Origin of the sequence: Veillonella rodentium, assembly GCF_900187285.1 — a bacterium.
GTDB lineage: Bacteria > Bacillota > Negativicutes > Veillonellales > Veillonellaceae > Veillonella > Veillonella rodentium.
Genome location: NZ_LT906470.1, coordinates 1,440,392 through 1,461,966, shown reverse-complemented (window position 1 = coordinate 1,461,966; position 21,575 = coordinate 1,440,392). Strand labels below are relative to the sequence as shown.

The window sequence follows — 21,575 nt, the reverse complement described above, 5'->3', positions numbered from 1 at the left end:
AATTCAAGGAGGGGCTATGGCTAAAAAGGGCCTTATATATGCTTTATTATCCGCACTTTTATTCAGCACGATGAATGTATTTGTAAAATTGCTGGGTACTAATATTCCGCCCGGGGAGATTGCCTTTGCCCGCGGGCTCTTCGGGACCGTTGCGGTACTTATCATCATGTATGTTAAGGGTATCCGATTTTCAAAGGAGGATCGGGGACTCCTTGTCATGCGCGGTCTATACGGCGGTTTTGGTATGGTATGTAATTTCATCGCTTTGGTGCACATGAAATTGTCCGATGCGACAATCCTGTTTCAGACGACGGGAATATTTGTTTTTATCTTTAGTGCTCTGTTTCTGAAAGAATCGATACCGAAAGGCGCCGGTAAATGGCTCTGTCTGATTCTGTTCGCCGTTATAGTCATGGTGAACCCGTTCAGCTATGATTCGTTTTCGTGGTATGCACTGGTGGCCATTTTAGGCGCTGCGTTGGCTGCGGCCGCTTATACGACGATACGAACCATCAGCAAGCGTGGACAGCACAGCAATTTTGAAATCATGGCGTACTTTCTGATTACCAGCATGTTTGCCGGCTTTATAGCGACTGATCAATTCGTGATGCCTCAAGGATATGACTGGCTTATTATCGCTATTATCGGCGGCATATCGGTGGTCGCTCAGTTCTGCCTGACCGGTGCATTTGTTACCACCAATGCGGTGGTGGCACAATTTTTGCAATACGTAGGCGTCTTCATCAGTTCGTTTTACGGATTTCTTTTCTTTTCTGAAAGTTTATCCGTATCGACGGTCTGTGCCGGCGTCGCCATGTTTATCGCGTCCGTTATGCTGACGCGTTTAAAGGAACAAAGTTCTGTGGGGAGCGGCAAGGTTATAGAGGAAAAAAACAAATAAATGTCGAATATATACAATGTAAGAACGTTGTATGACAGCTGGGGTGCTGATCACGGTCGTGATTGGCACCTTTTTATGTAAGTGATAATTTATAATTGTATGGATAAAAAATCATATATCAATTTAGTATCGGAGCAGCAGGGACAATAAAGCGGATGGTGATGCGGTACGGTGCATTTACTGTTTGTTAGGTAGTTTATAAATTGCTCGACTGATTGCTCGTGGAGAACAGGTGGGAAGGAGGCTCTTATGTACATACGATGGATGCATATCGAAAACTATCGGAATTTGGCGGATGTGGTACTAAGCTTTCATAATGATATAAATTATTTTGTCGGTGAGAATGCCGTTGGAAAATCAAATTTTCTGGATCTTCTGGAAATTATCATGGAGTGTCGGGGCTTCGGTGAAGGCGATTTTACAGACGTAAATAAACCGATTCGTATAGATCTTGAATTATCCCTGTCGGAATTAAATCATATATATCCGTTAGGCGGAATAGAGGCGGAGATTATAAAGAAGGCTAAAGCCGCATCTACCGCGTCGGATATGAAGGGAGCGGACAGGAAGAGTAAAACCTCAAGTAACGGCTCGAGTTTAAATAGTATTAATGATGATGCATTATCTTCGGAGTTGACATATCGGGTGCGGTTGGAGCAGGTTGTGCAGGAAGTATACCCTAGGTTATATAAAGTTGATGACGGACAGATGGAGCCGATGCCGCTCTCCATGGTTCGTCATGCACTTTACGTATGTCATCGAGATACTTCGGAGAGGGAGCTGTTTTCGATTCCTTCCTCAATTTATGTTGAGCTGGGGCATCTTTTACAGAGTTATGTGTCTAAACTGGAGGTGCCTGACCGTAATATACAGCATGAAATCAACAGTTTACGGGAGGATCTGGATCCATATTGCATGTTGAATGTGCAGCATCTCATCGAGGTATTGTCCACATCGGCTACAGTGGAACGAAAATACTCCGCTGATAATGTGCGTCTTATCATGGCGGTAGCATTGAAAATTCTCGCTCAGATTTATATGAAGGTTCGCAGTGCTGCTATTAACTTGGAATCTCTGCTCGTATATGATGCGGATGGGCATCGATACTTACCTATCTTTATCAGTGTGGATGAGCCGGAACTTCATTTAAGTCCTTACCTGCAGCGTGCCGTGCTTAACTATTATCGTCAAATTGCGACCAATGAGAATGAAGACTTTCTCGGACTTATTCGGGAATTGTTTCAGATTGACGGTCTGTTGGGGCAACTTTTCGTGGTAACTCATAGTACGGATGCTCTTGTCGATGATTATCGCCATATTATTCGTCTGTATCGGGATGATCAGGATATGGTCTGTGCCGCTTGCGGCGTTACCTTTAACTTTCCGAAGGAAGTGGAGAAGCATCTGATTATGCATTTTCCTGAAGCGAAGGAAGCTCTTTATTCCCGATGTATCATTATTGTAGAAGGCGAGACGGAATATGGCAGTTTTGCAGGTTTTGGCAAGCGTTTGGGTGTGGATTTTGATTATTTTGGCATATGTCTTATCAATGCGCGCGGTGAATCCTCCATCAGCAAATTGCAAAAGCTGTTTCATAAATTTGCCATACCGACTGTGGCATTATACGATCGCGATGTGGAAGGAAAATATGCGAAAGGTAATGGAAATGTTTTTTACACCGATGAAATCTGCTTTGAAATGGATTTTGTAGCTCATTTACTGGAGTTGCGTAAACGATCCGTTATGGATGCCATTATCAGGGATATTATAGATGAAGGACGTCCGATGGTGACGAAGGATATGGCACGGCGCGGCTATGCGAAACTGGGGATTACAAAGAGTCAAATTGTACAACGCTGTCTGTCCAATATTTCAGATCGTAAAATAGATGACCTTCATATCTATTATTTCTCCTGGTTCTATGCGAATAAGGGGGTTATTGTAGGTCGTCGTATCAGTCAATTCCTGGATGCATCTTTAATCCCGCCCGCTTTCATAGCCGTCGTGGAGCGTGCAAAGACTTTATCGTTAGGATTGGCATAGAATCCTCATAGTAATTGATTCATTACTGAAATAAGATACCTATGCAAAAGAGTACGGTATAAATTGAGAAAACTATATCGAAAAATCTTGACATCGAGGGCTCTATCTTTTATCATTAGTAAAGTAATTAATAAATTATTTAGGAATTAAAAGATTTCGAGTATCAGGTGTTTAGGAGTAGTGAAATGAAAGAATTTTTAAACGATTTTAAAGCCTTTGCGTTCAAAGGTAACATGATGGACCTAGCTATAGGTATGATTATTGGTGCTGCTTTCACAGCATTGGTTAATTCTGTTGTAAACAATTTGTTTATGCCTGTCCTCAGCGTGTTCACAGGCGGTATTGATTTCAGCAATTTATATTTGCCATTGAGCACAGGTTCTAAAGATGCGTTCATGGCCGGTGCTGATATCGCTACGGCGCGTGCAGCCGGTTCCGTTTTGCCATACGGTACATTTATCACTGATTTGATTCAGTTCCTAATCTTGGCATTTGTTGTATTCTTGATGGTTCGCGGATTGGCTAAAATGATGAAATCCGCAAAAGAAGAGGACGTTGCTGAAGCTCCTGCAACGAAAGAATGTCAATATTGTAAATCTGAAATCAATATTGATGCAGTTAAATGTCCTAACTGTACTGCAGATTTGAAATAATTTATATTTCGATTTTGGTAAAGCTCTTAATCTGCTCTCATCTAATAAAGAAGAATTCCTATACTTGCCCGCTCATATTCCTGATGTTGCTGCACAAGTACGGGAATTCTTTTTTATTGTATTAGATTTACGCTCTAGTATAATATATATGTATATACTATAAATTGTTTGGAGGGACTGATGCATATGGAACGAAAACCTCTAGTAGTTGTAAACGGACTTGTTCGCAAAGATGCGATCGCATATTTAAAAGAGCATGTAGAGGTACGTCAATGGACTGAAAAGACGGTGATGCCTCGCGAGACGTTAAAAGAGTGGCTTGTCGAAGCCGATGGCTTATGGAGCGTTAGACCGCTCGATGTAGATGCTGATCTTATCAAAAATGCTCCGAATTTGAAGGTTATCGCACAAGCTGCGGTGGGTTATGATAATGTGAAAATCGATGATTTGACGGCGGCAGGGATTCCTTATGGTAATACACCGGGCGTTCTCAATGAAACGGTTGCTGAACTGGCTTTTACATTAATCGCTACTGCGAGTCGTCGGATTTTGGAGAATGCAAATTTTGTAAAAAACGGTCGATGGGCACAAAGACCGTCCAATATTAAGGGCTTCGATTTGAGTCGTCGTACCTTGGGAATCATCGGTATGGGGGCAATCGGGGTATCCATTTCACGGCGTGCACGCGCATTTGGCATGACAGTTGTGTATCATAATCGTCATCCGCGTAATGATGATAAATTATATAAAACGACTTATATGGAACTCGATGAGCTGTTAGCGACCAGTGACGTGGTTTGTGTTATGGCTCCTCTTACTGATGAAACATACCATATGTGCGATGAAGCATTTTTCAGGAAAATGAAAAATACCGCATTGTTCGTGAATGTGGGGCGTGGGCCTATCGTTGATACGGAAGCCTTGATCAATGCTCTTGAAACGGGTGAAATCGATTATGCGGCCCTTGATGTAACAGATCCTGAACCATTGCCGGCAGATCATCCGCTGCTATGTGTAGAAAATTGTTTGATCGTGCCGCATATAGGTTCCTATACAGACAGAACTCGTTATGATATGTCTATTCTGACGGCGGATAATATCATCGCCGGAGTTCATAAGAAACCGCTTAAAACATGTGTCAACGAAGAAGTGAATTACAAGAAATCTGTTTTGACAGAGGAAATCGCCTTGGAGGAATTGAAAAAAGTCGGCGTTGATTTGAGCGATTTCGATTAAACTTTCACAAGAATATGAAATATGTGCGGTCTTATGCGATATATGGTAAAATAAAAGAATATTTATCATGTGGAGGTTATAACGTTGGAACATAAAGATATTGAACAATCGGTAGCTCCGGAAGAAGTTGTATCAGTTAACTTTATCGAAGCTGAAATTAATAAGGATAATGAAAACGGTCGTTACGGCGGGCGTGTATTGACCCGTTTTCCGCCGGAGCCGAACGGATATCTGCATATAGGTCATGCAAAATCTATTTGCCTGAACTTCGGACTCGGTAAGGAATACAATGGGCTCACAAATTTGCGCTTTGACGATACAAATCCGACGAAGGAGGATGTGGAATACGTAAACTCCATTATGGATGATGTGAAGTGGCTCGGTTTTGATTGGAACGGGGATGTGCGTTATGCATCGGACTATTTCGGACAGATGTATGAATATGCCAAGAAATTAATCACGCTTGGCAAAGCTTATGTAGATGACCAGACGGCGGATGAAATTCGTCAAACGCGTGGTGATTTTTCCACGCCTGGTACGAACAGCCCTTATCGCGACCGTAGTGTTGAAGAGAATTTGGCTCTCTTTGAAGATATGAAAAACGGTAAATTTAAGGATGGTGAAAAGGTTTTACGTGCGAAAATCGACATGGCTGATCCCAATATCGTTATGCGCGATCCCGTTTTGTACCGCATCGTGAATGCGGACCATCATCGTACAGGCGGCGAATGGAAAATCTATCCTATGTATGACTTCGCTCATCCCATTGAGGATGCGATTGAACGCGTTACGCACTCCATTTGCACCTTGGAGTTTGAAGTTCATCGCCCGTTATATGAATGGGTTCTGGAGGACTGGGACGATACCGAAATTCCACGACAAATCGAATTCGCCCGGCTGAATGTTACCAAAATGGTTATGTCCAAACGTAAATTGCGCGCTCTCGTTGAGGCGGGGCTTGTGTCCGGCTGGGATGATCCCCGGATGCCGACCATTTCCGGATTGCGCCGTCGAGGATATACACCGGCTGCGATTCGCGATTTCTGCGATCGTATCGGCGTGGCTAAGGCGGACAGTATGGTAGATATTGCGCTTCTCGAATTCTGTATTCGCGAGGATTTGAAATTAAAAGCTACGCGCCCTATGGTGGTATTGGATCCTGTGAAAGTCGTCATTACGAACTATCCTGAGGGGCAAACCGAATTCGTGACCATAGAAAATAATCCTGAAAACGAAGAACTCGGTACCCGTGAGGTTGTATTCGGCCGTGAAGTTTACATCGAACGCAACGACTTTATGGAGGAACCGGTAAAAAAATTCTTCCGTTTGGCTCCCGGAAAAGAAGTACGTCTCAAAGGGGCTTATTTCGTGACTTGCACAGATATCGTGAAGGACGGGGATGGAAATATTACGAAAATTCACTGTACCTATGATCCTGAAACGAAGAGCGGTAGCGGTTGCACGCGCAAAGTAAAAGGCACGTTGCATTGGGTGGAAGCATCCTCTGCGGTGGATATTGAAACGCGTTTATATGACTATTTATTGCGTGAAGATGCGGATGATAAGGATTTCTTAGCAAGCTTTAACCATGAGTCGCTACAGGTTTTACATAGTAAAGGCGAGGCATCCTTAGCTACAACTGTGCTGGGAGATCACTTTCAATTCTTACGCCAAGGTTATTTTGTAACCGATAAAGATAGCACATCCGATCATATCGTGGTGAATCGTATCGTCGGTTTGCGTGACAGCTGGGCTAAGCAACAGAAGAAATAATTGTATTATGATTCAGAATTTATTTAAACAATCGTGGTAAAATGAATCGATACGAAATTTTTAAAGAACCGTCCCGTGTGGGCGGTTCTTCATTAAATATGTTCTAATCAATTGAGGAGCTATGATGAAAAAATTACTATTACTTGCAATTGCAGCCTCTGTTTTGGCTAATGTTCCGGCTGCAAGTTCTGCTGCCAATATTAAGACGGTTATGAATAAAAACCAAAATACTACGTATCAAGGTATTAAAATGCCGGAGGGCGTGACGGTGTATAACAATAATCCGAAAGCCCTCTTCGCCGCAGATGGCAAGAAGGACGTTAGAGCCGCTTTGTTAGATGCCGGCGCTACATCTGCCAATGTATATACATTGAATATCAAAAACGGAAATGAAATGAATTATGCCGTTTATGCCGATGTGGTTTTAGGTAGGCAGTTAACCGGATTTATGGGTGAAAACAGAGGCATTAGTACGGATTCATCCACATTAGGGGCGTTGGTATCCTCTATTAACAGTGGAAATAATTCTGTTCTTGGTACATTTACCGTTGTTACTCCGTTAGCTAAACAGGGGAATGCATATGAAGGAACATTAAAACATAGGGGTGTAGCTAATAATAATTCTTACGAAGAAGTTTTGCATGTCATGTTGTTCGATGACAAGTATACAGGCCCTAAAGCCCGTTTTATAGCTATTGATGCGGAAAGTGATGCCAAGATATTTCCAAAGGTAAAAGAATTATTACAAAGCAAAACTAAATAAATATTGAAAGTATATATCAATTATTCTTGACAATTTTTCTCATCAAGAGTACCATGTGGATATAGGAATTGTTCTCAAATAAAAACATCCTATGTAGATATGCAGCAGGTAGGTAAAACTTTGATGAATTCAATTGACCAAATCATTGGATTTCATTGTGCACCGGCAATTCGTGGCATCAAGCTATCGAATTTGGTTTCTATTCCACGGGACATGAATGAGCAGATCCAATTTGTATTGACTGAATATAATAAAGAGTTCAATGAAAAGGGTTTGTTCTTCTTTGAATTGTGTCGCTGTAAAGCGCGTAGACTGTTACTGGTGTTTCGTGAAACCCAATTACGAGACTATGTGCGGCAACCTGCGGTGATGACATTCTTGAAAGCATACGGTTATCATGAGCGGATGAGTATTATGGAAATGCTTGAACATTTGCGGTACCGTATGGAAGCTAGCGTTGATTTTCCTCATGAAATCGGTGTATTTCTCGGATATCCTCTAACCGATGTGAAATACTTTATTTCACGACGTGGTGCAGGCTACCACATGTGCGGGGAATGGAAAGTCTATGATGATGTGATAGGCGCACAGCGTTCTTTCATGTGTTATAAAGCATGTCGACGGTATTGTCAAACTCAATTGATGTTGGGAAAAACATTTGGTTCATTGGTCGCAAGAACGGCCTAGGAGGTACAAGATGATTGGTGTAATTTATTGGTCCGGTACAGGTAATACAGAACAAATGGCACACGAAGTAGCTGAAGGTATCAAGGCTGCTGGTCAGGACGTGGAAGTTAAATCTGTTTCTGAAGTATCCGTAGATGAAGCAGCTGCTTATGAAAAATTAGCTCTCGGTTGTGCAGATATGGGTGCGGAACAACTTGAAGAAGGCGAATTTGAACCGTTCTACACTGAATTGGAAGGTAAATTGAGTGGCAAGAAATTGGCCATCTTCGGCTCCTATGGTTGGGGCGGTACATGGCTTGAAGATTGGGGCGCTCGCATTAAAGATGCCGGTGGAGTACTTGTTGCTGACGGCGTTGCTATTTTGGGTGAACCTGATGATGATGGTAAAGCACAATGTCAAGAATTAGGTAAAACATTGGCGAATGCATAATATAATAGAATAGATAAGGCTGTAATAATGACGATGTCATTATTACAGCCTTTTTTTCTGTTTTCATGGTTACGTTTTTCATGGTTACGTTAATGATATATGAGTCAGAATTTATTTTGATATCTATATGATATAGATGGTATAAAACAGCTGTATTCATAGCATTTTCTGTGCTCTTATAAAAAATTACATATAAAATTATATTTATAAATAACTTTTATGCATAATATGGTTGCGTTTTTATAAACATATGACTATAATCAAAGTAAAGAGACCTAACAAATTGTTAGGTATAAACAAAAATTGTTAGAGAAAATCTAAATATACCGATGAAGGCTATAGTAAGGTTGTAAATTAACATGACCATGTATAGATGAGAGGGTGATTATATCGATGAGTACGTTGGATCGGTTACGGGTCATAGCTCATGGACTAGCCATACAGTTCGGCCAGTCTTGTGAAGTGCTGATACATGATTTACAGCATGATATCGATTCATCCCTTGTATATATTGAAAATGGGAATATAACAAATCGTCATGTCGGAGACGGTCCGTCTCATGTTGTTCTGGATGTACTTCGTCATGATGATGGAGGGGACGGTCGTTTTGGATATCTTACAAAAACGAAGGAAGGTCGTGTCTTGCGATCATCAACGATGTATATCCGTGATGATAACGGTAAGATCGCGTATTTGTTAGGAATTAACCAGGATATAACAGATTTGGTTATGATGCACAGTACATTGGAACATCTTATCGGCATTGGAAATGATGATTCCGAATCGGTTGAAAGGATTACAACCAGTGTTTCCGATTTATTGGATGACTTACTCCAAGACGCAGAGCGATTAGTTGGAAAACCGGGTGTTTTGATGAATAAAACGGAGCGTCTTAAAGCGATTGCTTATTTAAACGATAAGGGTGCTTTTTTAATCTCTAAATCTTCTGAGAAGATTGCAGAGTATTTTAATATTTCCAAGTTCACTTTATATAGTGACTTGAATGCTGTTAAGGAAGAATCATAGGAGGCTAATATGGAACGAATTCAGTGGGTACGTAATACGATGGCACCATCCAGTGACAAATTTCTGTCAGTTATGGATGTTCAGGAAATAAAGAAAGCTAAAGCATTTCATGAAAGCTTTCCGCAATATAGCGTTACACCACTTGTATCACTTAAACACTTAGCATCTTATATCGGTGTTGATTCACTTTATGTGAAAGACGAATCATATCGATTTGGGCTTAATGCTTTCAAAGTATTGGGCGGTTCTTATGCGATAGGTAAATATGTGGCACAGCAACTTGGTAAAACGATTGCAGATGTGCCATACGATGTTTTGACATCCAAGAAGCTGAAAGATGATTTTGGTCAAGCTACATTCTTTACTGCTACCGACGGTAATCATGGTCGCGGTGTAGCATGGGCAGCTAATAAATTAGGTCAAAAGTCGGTAGTATTTATGCCGAAAGGCTCTACGGAGTATCGTAGACAACAGATTGAAAACGAAGGCGCTACCGTAACGATCGAAGAATTTAACTATGATGAGTGCGTACGACTTGCTACGAAGAAATCTAAAGAAGTGCCGAATGGTGTTGTAGTTCAGGATACAGCATGGGAAGGATATGAAGAAATTCCGAATTGGATTATGCAAGGCTATGGCACGATGGCTATGGAAACGGCAGCTCAATTAGAAGAGGATCATTGCAAGGTTCCAACTCATGTTTTTGTACAGGCCGGGGTAGGCTCTCTTGCCGGTTCCGTAGTAGGATACTTCAGTAATTTATATAAAAATGAAAAGAAGAAACCGAAACTCGTTGTTGTAGAAGCCGAAGCAGCGGCATGTTTATATAAAGGTGCTGTTGCCGGTGACGGAGACCCTCGCATCGTAGATGGTGACCTTGAAACGATTATGGCAGGACTTGCATGCGGGGAACCAAATACCGTGTCATGGGATATTTTACGAAACCATGTAGATTTATTTGTAGCCGCTCCGGATTGGGTTGCACGTCTCGGTATGCGCGTTGGAGGTGCTCCGATTAAGGGCGATACACCGATTACAACAGGTGAGTCCGGTGCTGTTCCGTTAGGACTGGTGACGGCCATTATGACGATGCCGGAATATGAAGACTTACGGAAAGAATTAGAATTAGATGCGTCTTCAAAGGTACTCTGCTTCTCCACTGAAGGGGATACGGACCCTATGAGATATAAAAACATTATGTGGTATGGTGAAGATCGATAGGAGGTATTATTTATGGATTTACAAGCAGTTAAACAAGCGGCAACAACTTATGGCCCGGCAATGACAAAGTTCTTACGTGAAATCGTGGCATTCCCTGGTGAAAGTGCTGAGGAAAAAGACCATGTAAAACGCATAGAGCAGGAAATGAAGGACCTAGGATTTGATGAAGTCGAAGTAGATCCTATGGGTAATATTCTCGGATACATGGGTACCGGGAAAACTCTTATCGCATTTGATGCTCATATTGATACTGTAGGTATCGGTAATCGTGACAACTGGAATTTTGACCCGTATGAAGGCTTTGAAGATGAAACTAAAATCGGCGGTCGCGGCGTATCCGACCAATTAGGTGGCATCGTATCCGCTGTATACGGCGCTAAAATCATGAAAGATTTGGGTCTGTTAAGTGATAAATATCGCGTACTTGTTGTAGGTACGGTACAAGAAGAAGACTGTGATGGTCTTTGCTGGGAATACATGATTAAAGAACGCAATATTCGTCCTGAGTTCGTTGTATCCACAGAACCTACTGATGGCGGTATCTACCGTGGTCAACGAGGTCGTATGGAAATCCGCGTTGATGTACAAGGCGTATCTTGCCATGGTTCTGCTCCTGAACGCGGTGACAACGCAATCTATAAGATGGCGGATATTCTTCAAGACATTCGTGAGTTGAATGCGAACTCTGCTGATGAAAGTACAAAAATTAAGGGCCTCGTAAAAATGCTTGATCCTAAATTTAACCCGGGTCATTATGAAGAAGCTCGCTTCTTAGGTCGCGGTACAGTAACCACTTCTCAAATTTTCTATACATCTCCAAGCCGTTGTGCAGTAGCTGATTCCTGTACGGTTTCCTTGGACCGTCGTATGACTGCCGGGGAAACATGGCAAAGCTGCTTGGCGGAAATCGAAGCTTTACCACATGTTAAAGAATACGGTGCAAAGGTATCTATGTACGAATATGCACGTCCATCCTGGACAGGGTTAACATATCCTATTGAATGTTACTTCCCGACATGGGTTATCCCTAAGGATCACAAAGTAACAAAAGCATTGGAAGAAGCGTACACCAGCCTATATGGTACTGAACGAATCGGCGCACCTGATACCGTAGAAATGCGTAAAGCTCGTCCGTTGACTGATAAATGGACATTCTCCACAAACGGTGTATCCATCATGGGCCGTAACGGTATTCCGTGTATCGGCTTCGGTCCTGGTGCGGAAGCACAAGCACATGCTCCTAATGAAATTACATGGAAACAAGATCTCGTAACATGTGCGGCTGTATATGCATTATTACCGACAGTTTATTGCAAAGACTAATAATTATTCATTTATATCATATAGTTAGCAATTAAAATGATAGTTAATATATAATCGGTTAGCAGTTATTAAGAAAATACATATAGTATTGTACCTTTTATAAAGGTAATGAGTATAATTTGGCACTAAGTAGCCCTACGGGGATATGAAAGAGAGGATATATTTATGACGGACTTCAATAAAAGTATTGAAACTTTACAAGGCTTAGATGTTAGCAAAATGTACGGCGAGGATTTCTTCCTGACCTGGGAGAAATCTGATGACGAATTGAAAGGGGTATGGGCGGTTGCTGATGCATTACGTGCTCTTAGAGAACGCAACATTTCTACTAAAGTATTCGACAGTGGATTGGGAATCTCCTTATTCCGTGATAATTCCACAAGAACCCGCTTCTCCTTCGCATCTGCATGTAACTTGTTAGGTCTTGAAGTTCAAGACTTGGATGAAGGTAAATCTCAAATCGCTCACGGCGAAACAGTTCGTGAAACAGCTAACATGATTTCCTTCATGGCTGATGTTATCGGTATCCGCGATGATATGTATATCGGTAAAGGTAATACTTACATGCATGAAGTATCTGACGCAGTTAAAGAAGGTCATGAAGACGGCGTGTTAGAACAACGTCCTACACTTGTTAACTTACAATGTGATATCGATCATCCGACACAAATCATGGCTGATACGGCACATATTATTCGTGAATTCGGTGGTCTTGAAAATCTTAAAGGTAAAAAAATCGCAATGACTTGGGCATATTCACCATCTTATGGTAAACCTTTATCCGTGCCTCAAGGTGCTATCGGCTTATTTACTCGTCTCGGTATGGAAGTCGTTTTAGCTCATCCTGAAGGCTATGAGGTAATGCCGGAAGTTGAAGAAATCGCTAAAAAACAAGCTGAAGCGAGCGGCGGTTCCTTCCGTAGAACTAACGATATGAAGGATGCTTTCAAAGATGCAGACATCGTATATCCTAAGAGCTGGGCACCATTCGGCGCGATGGAAAAACGTACAAAGTTGTACGGGGACAACGATCAAGAAGGCATTGAAGCATTAGAAAAAGTACTTCTTGAGGAAAATGGTAAATATAAAGATTGGGCATGCACCGAAGAGATGATGAGTCTCACTAAAGACGGTAAAGCTCTTTACTTACATTGCTTACCGGCAGATATTACAGGTGTAAGTTGTGATGAAGGCGAAGTGGACGCAACAGTGTTCGACCGCTATCGTATACCTCTTTATAAGGAAGCAAGCTACAAACCATATGTTATTGCAGCTATGATTTTCCTCAGCAAATTTAAAAATCCTGTAGAAACCTTAAAAGAATTAGAACGGAAGGGAACTGAACGAGTTCAACCGTAAAGTAAAGTTTAGGGGCCATCCGTTGTTGATGGCTCCTTTTTATTCTTAAATTAGTTGTTATGAGGAATAACATGAAGAAAAGAGTTGTAGTAGCATTAGGGGGGAATGCATTAGGTAATTCCCTACCGGAGCAAAAAATTGCAGTAAAGAGTACGGCGAAAACTATTGTGGACCTTGTTGAATCGGATTGTGATGTAGTAGTAACGCATGGTAATGGACCTCAAATCGGTATGATCAATAATGCCATGGCAGCGCTGACCCGTGAAAAAGAAGGGCAGCCAAATACTCCGTTATCCGTATGTGTAGCGATGAGTCAGGCTTATATCGGTTATGATTTGCAAAATGCTCTCCACGAAGAGCTCCTTAACCGTGGGATTAAAGATCTGCCTACAATGACTATGGTTACGCAGGTATTAGTTGATCCCAAAGATCCGGCTTTCAAAAATCCTACGAAACCGATTGGTCACTTTATGACTAAGGAAGAAGCTGAATATGCAGAAAAAAATTACGACTACGTGGTAAAAGAAGATTCCGGCCGTGGTTATCGTCGTGTGGTGGCATCTCCGGCGCCTAAGGAAATCATCGAATTAGATGCGATTAAAGGTCTAGTAGGTAAAGAGTTAATCGTGGCTTGTGGCGGTGGCGGTATCCCTGTTACCAGAGAAGGCAACGAACTTCATGGTGCAGCCGCTGTTATCGATAAAGACTGGACCAGCAGCCTGCTTGCTCAAGAAATTGATGCTGATATTCTCGTTATTTTAACAGCTGTTGAAAAAGTAGCCGTTAATTTTGGTAAAGAAAATGAACAATGGCTGGACGAAATCTCTGTTGAACAGGCTAAAAAATATATCGAAGCCGGTGAATTCGGAGAAGGGTCCATGAAACCTAAAGTGGAGGCCGCCGTTGCATTTGCGGCATCTAAGAAGGGGCGTGTTGCAATTATCACATTATTGGAAAAATCCAAGGACGGTATAGCAGGAAAAACCGGCACGCGTATCGTATTACAATAACATATAGATTTATAAGTATGCATTTCAACCAATTGTTGAGGAGGTGTCCAGGTGATTATATTAGGTAAAGGTACTGTAATTACTCGTGATGCTGATAGGCCTATCATTTATGATGGTGCTGTTGCCATCGACGGGACTCAAATTGTTGATATCGGCACATATAATGAATTATGTAAAACTTATGAAGATGCACAAATCATCGATGCTCATGGCGGTTTGATTATGCCCGGTTTTATCAATGCACATCACCATATTTACTCTGCGCTTGCACGCGGTTTATCCTTACCGGGTCCGGCGCCGACGAATTTCGGTGAAATCTTGGAGGGGCTATGGTTCTATTTAGATAATAAACTGACTGCTCCTGATGTGAAAGCCAGTGCATTACTTACTTATTTAGGCTGTATTGAAAATGGGGTGACGACTATTTTCGATCATCATGCGAGTTATGGTGACGTTCCTAATAGTCTATCCATCATTGCCGATGCGGCTAAACAATTCGGTGTTCGCTCTTGTTTGTGCTATGAAGTGTCAGATCGCAATGGTCCGGATCAAATGAAAGCGGCCGTTGCAGAAAATGTTCGTTTTGGTAAAGAGGCGAAACAAGATCCATCCAGACTGGCGGCGATGATGGGCTTGCATGCATCTTTCACATTGAGCACGGAGACATTAGATTATGTGAAGGCTCATAATGAGGATCAGTTGGGATATCATGTTCATGTGGCGGAAGGCCCTGAAGATGTGGCAGATAGTAAAAAGAAGTATGGCATGAGTCCTGTGAAACGCCTCGTAGAGGCCGGTATTTTAGGCCCGAAGAGCATAGCAGGGCACTGTGTTCACGTATCTGATGAAGATGTGCAATTATTGAAGAAATCGAAGGCTAGGGTTGTACATAATCCCGAAAGTAATATGGGGAATGCCGTCGGCACAACAGATATTTTGAAACTGTTAGAGGAGGGCATTACCGTTGGCCTTGGTACGGATGGATATACAAATGACATGCTTGAATCCTACAAGGTTGCTAACTGTCTCGTGAAACACGAACAGCATAAACCATATGTGGGATGGGGAGAAGTACCTCACATGTTATTTGAAAATAATCGTAACATGGCGAATGAATTCTTCGACACTACAGTAGGTATTCTTAAAAAGGGTGCTGCAGCTGATGTGATTGTTCTTGATTACACGGCGCCGACACCACTTGATGAAAATAACATCAACGGGCATTTACTGTTCGGTACTAACGGTATGTATGTGGTAACCACCATTAGTGACGGTGTGCCGCGCATGATCGATCGTCAATTACAAAGTATAGACAAGTCTGCTGTAATGGATGAAATTTTAACGACATCTAAAAGTTTATGGAAACGACTCAACCCATAAGACCAAGCGCTTTTGAAGGAGTGTGATTTTATGAGTGATATTATGTATCCGGTAAGTTTCGGAAAATTGATGAATCACATTATGACTGAGTACAAGATGTACAATCGTATTTATAATGTAAACAAAATTCATCGTACAAAGCATAATCAACGATTGAATATTTTTGGAAAATCCATTGAAAATCCTGTAGGGCCGGCAGCAGGTCCTAACACGCAGTTAGCACAAAATATCGTGGCTTCCTATGTGGCCGGTGCTCGCTGTATCGAATTGAAAACTGTACAGATCATGTACGGTGAGGAACTAGGTATTCCTAGACCTTGTATTTACTCTGTAGATGAAGCATACAATGTGGAATGGTCTTCTGAATATAGCTGTGATGAAGCTGCCGATGAATACATCAAAGCTTGGTTTGCTTTAAAACTGATTTCTAAGGAACTGGAATTAGGTGATCCGGACGGTTTCCTATTCATCATGAGTGTGGGCTATAATTTAGCCGGCATCAAGAGTCCTATGGTTGATAAGTTCATCAATACAATGCGCAGTGCATCCCAGTCTCCTATGTGGAATACTTGTAAACAGTGGTGCCTGGATCATGTAGATGAATTTGAACATATCGATGTTGATTTTATCAACTCCATCGACGATGAGCTCTGTCAGGCGATTACATTGTCTACCATGCACGGTTGTCCGGCTGAGGAAATCGAGTCTATCTGTTCGTATTTAATTAGCGAAAAAGGACTTAACTTATACTTGAAATGTAATCCTACATTGCTAGGCCCTAAACGCATTAGAGAACTTCTGGATAATGCGGGTTTTGAATACATCGATTTTGATGATCATCAATTCGAGGTGGATCTGCAATTTGACAAAGCAATTCCAATGTTAGAACGTCTTATCGCTCTTGGTGAAAAACATAACAAGACTTTTGGCGTAAAATTGACAAATACATTCCCTGTACAAATTCATAATAATGAATTGCCGGGTGAGCAAATGTATATGTCCGGTAAATCCTTGTTACCGGTAACAATTGGTGTAGCGGAGCTATTAAGTGCTCAATTCGGCGAACGTTTACCTATGTCTTATAGCGGCGGTGCTGTAAAACAGAACATCAAAGCCATTTTTGATTGCGGTATCTGGCCTGTAACTGTATGTACTATTCTTTTACAAGGAGAAGGATACAATACATTTAAAGGGTTAGCGGATGAAGTGGAGTCAACTGATTACAATGCCGCGTTAAAGGTTCATAAAGAACTTATTGCTGAACTTGCTAAGGATATCGCTGATAATAAGATTTACAAGAAGAGTGATGCGATGAAGAAGAAACGGGAGGCGATGCCGTCCTTCCCTGGTGCACACAGCGCTGACTATCGTTGTCGTGTAACATGTGGTTCTTGTGTTCGCGTATGTCCAAACAGATGTAATGAAGTCATTACCGTAAATGATGCCAAACTGATCATCCATATTGATCAAAGTTGTAATGAATGTGGTAACTGTGCATGTCATTGCGTAGAACCTTGTCAACCGTACAAGGATCGCATTACATTCTTCCACAATAAAGAAGCGATGGCGGATAGTACGAATGATGGATTTTACATCGACGGTACCAGCTGTGGCTACCGTTTCAAAGGTGAGGAAGCTGTATGTGACATCGATGCATTACCGGACGAATTGAAAGGAGTTGTACATGCTTTCTGTAGGGAGCATGTGTACTATGTATCATGATTATCATACAACAAGGGGAACTGGTCTTATCTGATCGAACCCTTACCGGAGACTTATTGATTGATGGTGATAAAATTGTAGCCATTGATGAACATGTTCCTGTTCCGGATGGAGCCGAGGTCATTGACGCACAAGGTTGTTATGTATTTCCTGGATTTATAGATCCTCATACGCATTTCCAGATGACAAATGCCTTGGCATCCACTGCGGATGATTTTGATAGCGGTACGAAGGCGGCTATCCTTGGAGGAACCACTTCCATCATAAATTTTGCTTCTCCTGAAGACGGTTCTCTTTGTAAGGGGCTGGAAGTTCACAAAGGGCGTGCCTTAGGTCATTGCTCGTGTGATTATAAGTTCCATATGGAACTTATAGAAATGAATGATGAAGTGGCCCGTGAGATTCCGAAGGTTGTAGCCGCCGGTGTTTCATCCTTTAAGGTCTACTTGGCCTATGGATTCCGCTTAACGGACCGCGAAATCTATGATGCCATCGAAGCGATTAAACCCACAGGCGTACTCATTGCGGCTCATTGTGAAAACGGTGATCTTATCGATGCTCTTGTAGCGGATAAGCGTAAATGTGGTGAATTAGACGTCAGCAATCACCCACTTACGAGACCTGCCATGATTGAAGCGGAGGCGATAAAGCGTTTCAGTACTATTGGTGCAGCACTTGATTATCCCGTGCATATTGTTCATGTCAGTTCGGAAGAAGGGCTTTACCAAGTTCTTGACGAACGCGATTTGGGGCATGCGATAACATGTGAAACCTGTCCTCAATACCTCGTGCTTGATCAGTCTTTATATAATTTGCCCGATTTTGAAGGTGGTAAATATGTGATGAGTCCTCCTCTTAGAACTGAAAGGGATCAATTGATATTAAAACAGGCACTTTTAGAGGGCGTGTTCCAAACGATCGGTTCAGATCACTGCAGTTTCAACTTTGAAGGTCAAAAGTCTCAAGGTCGTAATGATTTTACCCGCATTCCCGGAGGTATTCCCGGGGCGGAAGAACGGGGAATCGTCGCTTATGATGTATTGGTCAACCAATGCAATATGAACGTTGTAGAATTTATGAAATTAGTTAGTGAAAACCCGGCTAGATTATACGATATGTATCCTAAGAAGGGGACATTATCCGTTGGTAGCGACGGGGATATTACAATTGTCGATAAGAATGTGAAACACATTCTTTCAAAAAAGTCAGCCCATACAAAGGCAGACTATATACCGTATGAGGGTTTAACCATAACCGGTAAGGTACGGGATGTAATCCTCAGAGGTCACCATGTGGTACAAGATGGATCCTTACGAGAATCATATCTTGGTGAATGTATTCCTTAGTGAAAGGAGGGCTATATATGTACCGCTTTCAAGTGAATGGCACCTATCATGAGGTTCAAGAAGATCAGCGTTTAATTGATTTCTTGCGAGCTGATTTGAAATTGACGGGCACTAAAGAAGGTTGTAGTGCTGGTGCTTGTGGTACGTGTACAGTAATTATAGACGGGAAAAAAGCAAAAGCTTGTGTAACTAAATTGTCTCAATTGGATGGTAAATCGGTTGTAACTATCGAGGGGCTATCTGAAAGAGAAAAAGCGGTATACACATATGCTTTTGGTGAATGCGGAGCGGTGCAATGTGGTTTCTGTATACCAGGTATGATTATTAGTGCAAAGGTATTGATTGATGAAAATAATGACCCTACGTCAGACGATATAAAAAAGGCGATTATGGGAAATATTTGTCGTTGTACGGGCTATGTCAAGATTGAAGAGGGCATACGCTTAGCGGCTAAGATATTCCGTGAAAACCTGCCTGTTCCTGAGAAGGATAATAATGCGGCTATCGGCGCTCGCCTACATCGTGTTGATGCAGAGGAAAAGGCGCTCGGTACCGGTCAATATAGTGATGATGTTTATATTGAGGGTATGATTTATGCCAAGGCGGTTAGGACAAAATATCCGCGAGCTAAAGTTGATCGTATTGATATTTCTAAAGCTTTAGAGCATCCTGCATGCGTAACAGTATTAACCGGTGCGGATGTACCGTTCAACAAGACAGGTCATTTGATTCCTGACTGGGATGTGCTCATTAAAGAGGGGGATATTACCCGTTATATTGGCGATTCGGTTGCATTAGTAGCGACGACAGAGAAGAAATACCTGGATGAAGTATGTAATCTCGTTGAGGTTGAGTATACGGAATTAGAACCGATTCTAGATCCGATGGATGCACTAAAACCTGATGCGCCAAAACTACATCCGGATGGGAATATATTATCTCATCAAACCTTATCTAGAGGGGATGTGGATAAGGCTATTGCAGAGGCTGCATTCGTAGTGACAAATCATTATTCTACGCCTCAGACGGATCATGCATTCATGGAGCCTGAATGTGCTGTTGCATATCGTGAAGGTGATGAAATTCATCTTTATTCGGGCAGTCAGAACGTCTTTGATGATCGACGTGAAGTCGCTCGCATGTTGGGTATCCCGAATGAATCCGTAAAGGTTCACGGCATGCTCGTAGGCGGCGGCTTTGGCGGTAAAGAAGATATGTCTGTACAACATCATGCATCGCTTATGGCATGGATTACGGGCAAACCGACAAAGGTCTTGTTCTCTCGTCAAGAAAGTATCAATGTTCATACGAAACGTCATGCTATGGAAATGGATATTACCACCGCATGTGATGCGGAAGGTAATTTAGTTGCCAGCAAGGTGAATATCATATCGAACTGCGGTGCATATGCATCATTAGGCGGACCGGTACTTCAACGGGCCGGCACTCACTCCAGCGGTCCTTATCATTTTGATAATTTCTCCTTTGATGGGATTTGCGTATATACCAATACGGTTCCCGGCGGGGCTTATCGTGGATTTGGTGTAACGCAAACCGTTTTTGGTCAAGAACAGAATATCGATGAACTGGCTGCTCTTGTGGGGATGGATCCTTGGGAGTTCCGCTATAAAAATGTAGTACGGCCTGGTGATTCATTGCCGAATGGACAAATTTGTTCGGAAGAGACCGCTCTTGCAGAATGCCTGGAAGCCGTAAAGGATGTCTATTATGCATCTGACCGCACCGGTCTTGCGGTATGTATGAAAAATAGCGGTATCGGTGTAGGTTTACCTGATACGGGCCGTGTTATCTTAGAGGTTCGCAACGGTCAGGTTCGCATCCGCACGGGTGCTGCTTGCATCGGTCAGGGCATGGCTACCATGGCGACACAGGTGCTCAGTGAAACAACGGGCTTAAGTAGTGATAAAATCGTTGCGGAACATCCTGATACTGTGCGCACACCGGATTCCGGTACAACTACCGCGTCTCGTCAGACACTCTTTACCGGTGAGGCTACGCGTAAAGCGAGTCTTCGTTTGAAAGAAATGTTGGAAACGAAAACATTAGAAGAGTTGGATGGCGTGGAAATTTATGAAGAGTTTCTTGGTGAAACGGATCCGTTTAACTCGGATAAACCTCATCCAAAGAGTCACGTTGCCTATAGTTTCGGGGCTTGTGTGGCAACAATTGGTGAAGATAATAAAATTTCCGACTTGCATGTAGCTTATGATGTGGGTCGTGTTATCAATCCACAATCCTGCTCCGGACAAGCTGAAGGTGGCGCTATCATGGGGATGGGCTTTGCTGTAACGGAGGATTTTGTTTACAATGAAGGCTTTGTAACGTCTAAATATGGTACTCTTGGCCTCCTCAGATCCACTCAATGTCCTCCGATTCATGTAGATTTGATTGAAAAAGGTAAATCAGATCAATATGCATATGGTGCTAAGGGGATTGGTGAAATTTCAAGCATTCCGATCGCACCGGCTATTGCAAATGCGTATCGTCGCATCGACGGAGAACCGCGTAGGTCCTTACCGATTAAACATACGGGTTATAAAAAATAAATTTTTATCTAACGGGGCGGGGTTCGTATAATCCCGACCCATTAGGTTCCTATGTGAAGTCGATGAGAGTTCTAATCTCTATCATGTACGAGAAAGTATGACTATATTAAGTAACTAAAACGTAAGATATGAGGT

17 protein-coding genes are annotated in these 21,575 nt (G+C 42.2%); all 17 read left to right on the top strand.

Annotation, left to right across the window (positions count from 1 at the left end):
• Positions 1 to 16: 16 nt before the first annotated feature.
• Complete coding sequence (locus CKV62_RS06700) at positions 17 to 901, top strand: DMT family transporter (protein WP_095066266.1); 885 nt, start codon at positions 17 to 19, stop codon at positions 899 to 901.
• A gap of 249 nt (positions 902 to 1,150) precedes the next feature.
• On the top strand, positions 1,151 to 2,944 hold the full coding sequence (locus CKV62_RS06695; RefSeq protein ID WP_157728922.1) for an ATP-dependent nuclease: 1,794 nt from the start codon (positions 1,151 to 1,153) through the stop codon (positions 2,942 to 2,944).
• Between the two features lie 185 nt (positions 2,945 to 3,129).
• Positions 3,130 to 3,597 (top strand): large conductance mechanosensitive channel protein MscL, encoded by a 468-nt coding sequence (mscL, locus tag CKV62_RS06690; protein WP_054674606.1) that lies wholly within the window; start codon positions 3,130 to 3,132, stop codon positions 3,595 to 3,597.
• 186 nt (positions 3,598 to 3,783) lie between these two features.
• On the top strand, positions 3,784 to 4,833 hold the full coding sequence (locus CKV62_RS06685; RefSeq protein WP_095066716.1) for a 2-hydroxyacid dehydrogenase: 1,050 nt from the start codon (positions 3,784 to 3,786) through the stop codon (positions 4,831 to 4,833).
• A gap of 84 nt (positions 4,834 to 4,917) precedes the next feature.
• Entirely contained in the window at positions 4,918 to 6,606 is a 1,689-nt protein-coding gene (locus CKV62_RS06680; protein ID WP_095066265.1) for a glutamine--tRNA ligase/YqeY domain fusion protein, read from the top strand.
• Between the two features lie 124 nt (positions 6,607 to 6,730).
• Positions 6,731 to 7,369: a hypothetical protein gene (locus CKV62_RS06675; RefSeq protein ID WP_095066264.1), complete on the top strand. Its 639-nt coding sequence runs from the start codon at positions 6,731 to 6,733 to the stop codon at positions 7,367 to 7,369.
• A gap of 99 nt (positions 7,370 to 7,468) precedes the next feature.
• Entirely contained in the window at positions 7,469 to 8,056 is a 588-nt protein-coding gene (locus CKV62_RS06670) for a DUF3793 family protein (protein ID WP_095066263.1), read from the top strand.
• 10 nt (positions 8,057 to 8,066) lie between these two features.
• Positions 8,067 to 8,486 carry a flavodoxin gene (locus CKV62_RS06665; protein ID WP_095066262.1) on the top strand — a complete coding sequence of 140 codons (420 nt, stop codon included), beginning with the start codon at positions 8,067 to 8,069 and terminating at the stop codon, positions 8,484 to 8,486.
• 393 nt (positions 8,487 to 8,879) lie between these two features.
• Positions 8,880 to 9,512 carry a helix-turn-helix transcriptional regulator gene (locus tag CKV62_RS06660; RefSeq protein ID WP_038115783.1) on the top strand — a complete coding sequence of 211 codons (633 nt, stop codon included), beginning with the start codon at positions 8,880 to 8,882 and terminating at the stop codon, positions 9,510 to 9,512.
• Positions 9,513 to 9,521: 9 nt separating this feature from the next.
• On the top strand, positions 9,522 to 10,733 hold the full coding sequence (gene dpaL / locus CKV62_RS06655; protein ID WP_095066261.1) for a diaminopropionate ammonia-lyase: 1,212 nt from the start codon (positions 9,522 to 9,524) through the stop codon (positions 10,731 to 10,733).
• 12 nt (positions 10,734 to 10,745) lie between these two features.
• Complete coding sequence (locus CKV62_RS06650) at positions 10,746 to 12,056, top strand: YgeY family selenium metabolism-linked hydrolase (protein ID WP_095066260.1); 1,311 nt, start codon at positions 10,746 to 10,748, stop codon at positions 12,054 to 12,056.
• Positions 12,057 to 12,221: 165 nt separating this feature from the next.
• On the top strand, positions 12,222 to 13,415 hold the full coding sequence (ygeW, locus tag CKV62_RS06645; protein ID WP_095066259.1) for a knotted carbamoyltransferase YgeW: 1,194 nt from the start codon (positions 12,222 to 12,224) through the stop codon (positions 13,413 to 13,415).
• A gap of 71 nt (positions 13,416 to 13,486) precedes the next feature.
• On the top strand, positions 13,487 to 14,425 hold the full coding sequence (arcC, locus tag CKV62_RS06640) for a carbamate kinase (RefSeq protein WP_095066258.1): 939 nt from the start codon (positions 13,487 to 13,489) through the stop codon (positions 14,423 to 14,425).
• Positions 14,426 to 14,476: 51 nt separating this feature from the next.
• On the top strand, positions 14,477 to 15,805 hold the full coding sequence (gene ssnA / locus CKV62_RS06635; protein ID WP_095066257.1) for a putative aminohydrolase SsnA: 1,329 nt from the start codon (positions 14,477 to 14,479) through the stop codon (positions 15,803 to 15,805).
• A 30-nt stretch (positions 15,806 to 15,835) separates the two neighbouring features.
• Positions 15,836 to 17,527 (top strand): selenate reductase, encoded by a 1,692-nt coding sequence (locus CKV62_RS06630; RefSeq protein WP_095066256.1) that lies wholly within the window; start codon positions 15,836 to 15,838, stop codon positions 17,525 to 17,527.
• Complete coding sequence (gene hydA, locus CKV62_RS06625) at positions 17,524 to 18,873, top strand: dihydropyrimidinase (protein ID WP_095066255.1); 1,350 nt, start codon at positions 17,524 to 17,526, stop codon at positions 18,871 to 18,873. The genes CKV62_RS06630 and hydA overlap by 4 nt, the downstream gene beginning before the upstream one ends.
• A 17-nt stretch (positions 18,874 to 18,890) precedes the next feature.
• Entirely contained in the window at positions 18,891 to 21,440 is a 2,550-nt protein-coding gene (xdh, locus tag CKV62_RS06620) for a selenium-dependent xanthine dehydrogenase (protein ID WP_095066254.1), read from the top strand.
• The last annotated feature ends 135 nt before the right edge of the window (positions 21,441 to 21,575 follow it).

Coding starts and splice junctions, on each gene's coding strand:
- CKV62_RS06700 (WP_095066266.1), top strand. CDS start 17: ATGGCTAAAAAGGGCCTTATATATGCTTTATTATCCGCACTTTTATTC.
- CKV62_RS06695 (WP_157728922.1), top strand. CDS start 1,151: ATGTACATACGATGGATGCATATCGAAAACTATCGGAATTTGGCGGAT.
- mscL (WP_054674606.1), top strand. CDS start 3,130: ATGAAAGAATTTTTAAACGATTTTAAAGCCTTTGCGTTCAAAGGTAAC.
- CKV62_RS06685 (WP_095066716.1), top strand. CDS start 3,784: ATGGAACGAAAACCTCTAGTAGTTGTAAACGGACTTGTTCGCAAAGAT.
- CKV62_RS06675 (WP_095066264.1), top strand. CDS start 6,731: ATGAAAAAATTACTATTACTTGCAATTGCAGCCTCTGTTTTGGCTAAT.
- CKV62_RS06670 (WP_095066263.1), top strand. CDS start 7,469: ATGCAGCAGGTAGGTAAAACTTTGATGAATTCAATTGACCAAATCATT.
- CKV62_RS06665 (WP_095066262.1), top strand. CDS start 8,067: ATGATTGGTGTAATTTATTGGTCCGGTACAGGTAATACAGAACAAATG.
- CKV62_RS06660 (WP_038115783.1), top strand. CDS start 8,880: ATGAGTACGTTGGATCGGTTACGGGTCATAGCTCATGGACTAGCCATA.
- dpaL (WP_095066261.1), top strand. CDS start 9,522: ATGGAACGAATTCAGTGGGTACGTAATACGATGGCACCATCCAGTGAC.
- CKV62_RS06650 (WP_095066260.1), top strand. CDS start 10,746: ATGGATTTACAAGCAGTTAAACAAGCGGCAACAACTTATGGCCCGGCA.
- ygeW (WP_095066259.1), top strand. CDS start 12,222: ATGACGGACTTCAATAAAAGTATTGAAACTTTACAAGGCTTAGATGTT.
- arcC (WP_095066258.1), top strand. CDS start 13,487: ATGAAGAAAAGAGTTGTAGTAGCATTAGGGGGGAATGCATTAGGTAAT.
- CKV62_RS06630 (WP_095066256.1), top strand. CDS start 15,836: ATGAGTGATATTATGTATCCGGTAAGTTTCGGAAAATTGATGAATCAC.
- hydA (WP_095066255.1), top strand. CDS start 17,524: ATGATTATCATACAACAAGGGGAACTGGTCTTATCTGATCGAACCCTT.
- xdh (WP_095066254.1), top strand. CDS start 18,891: ATGTACCGCTTTCAAGTGAATGGCACCTATCATGAGGTTCAAGAAGAT.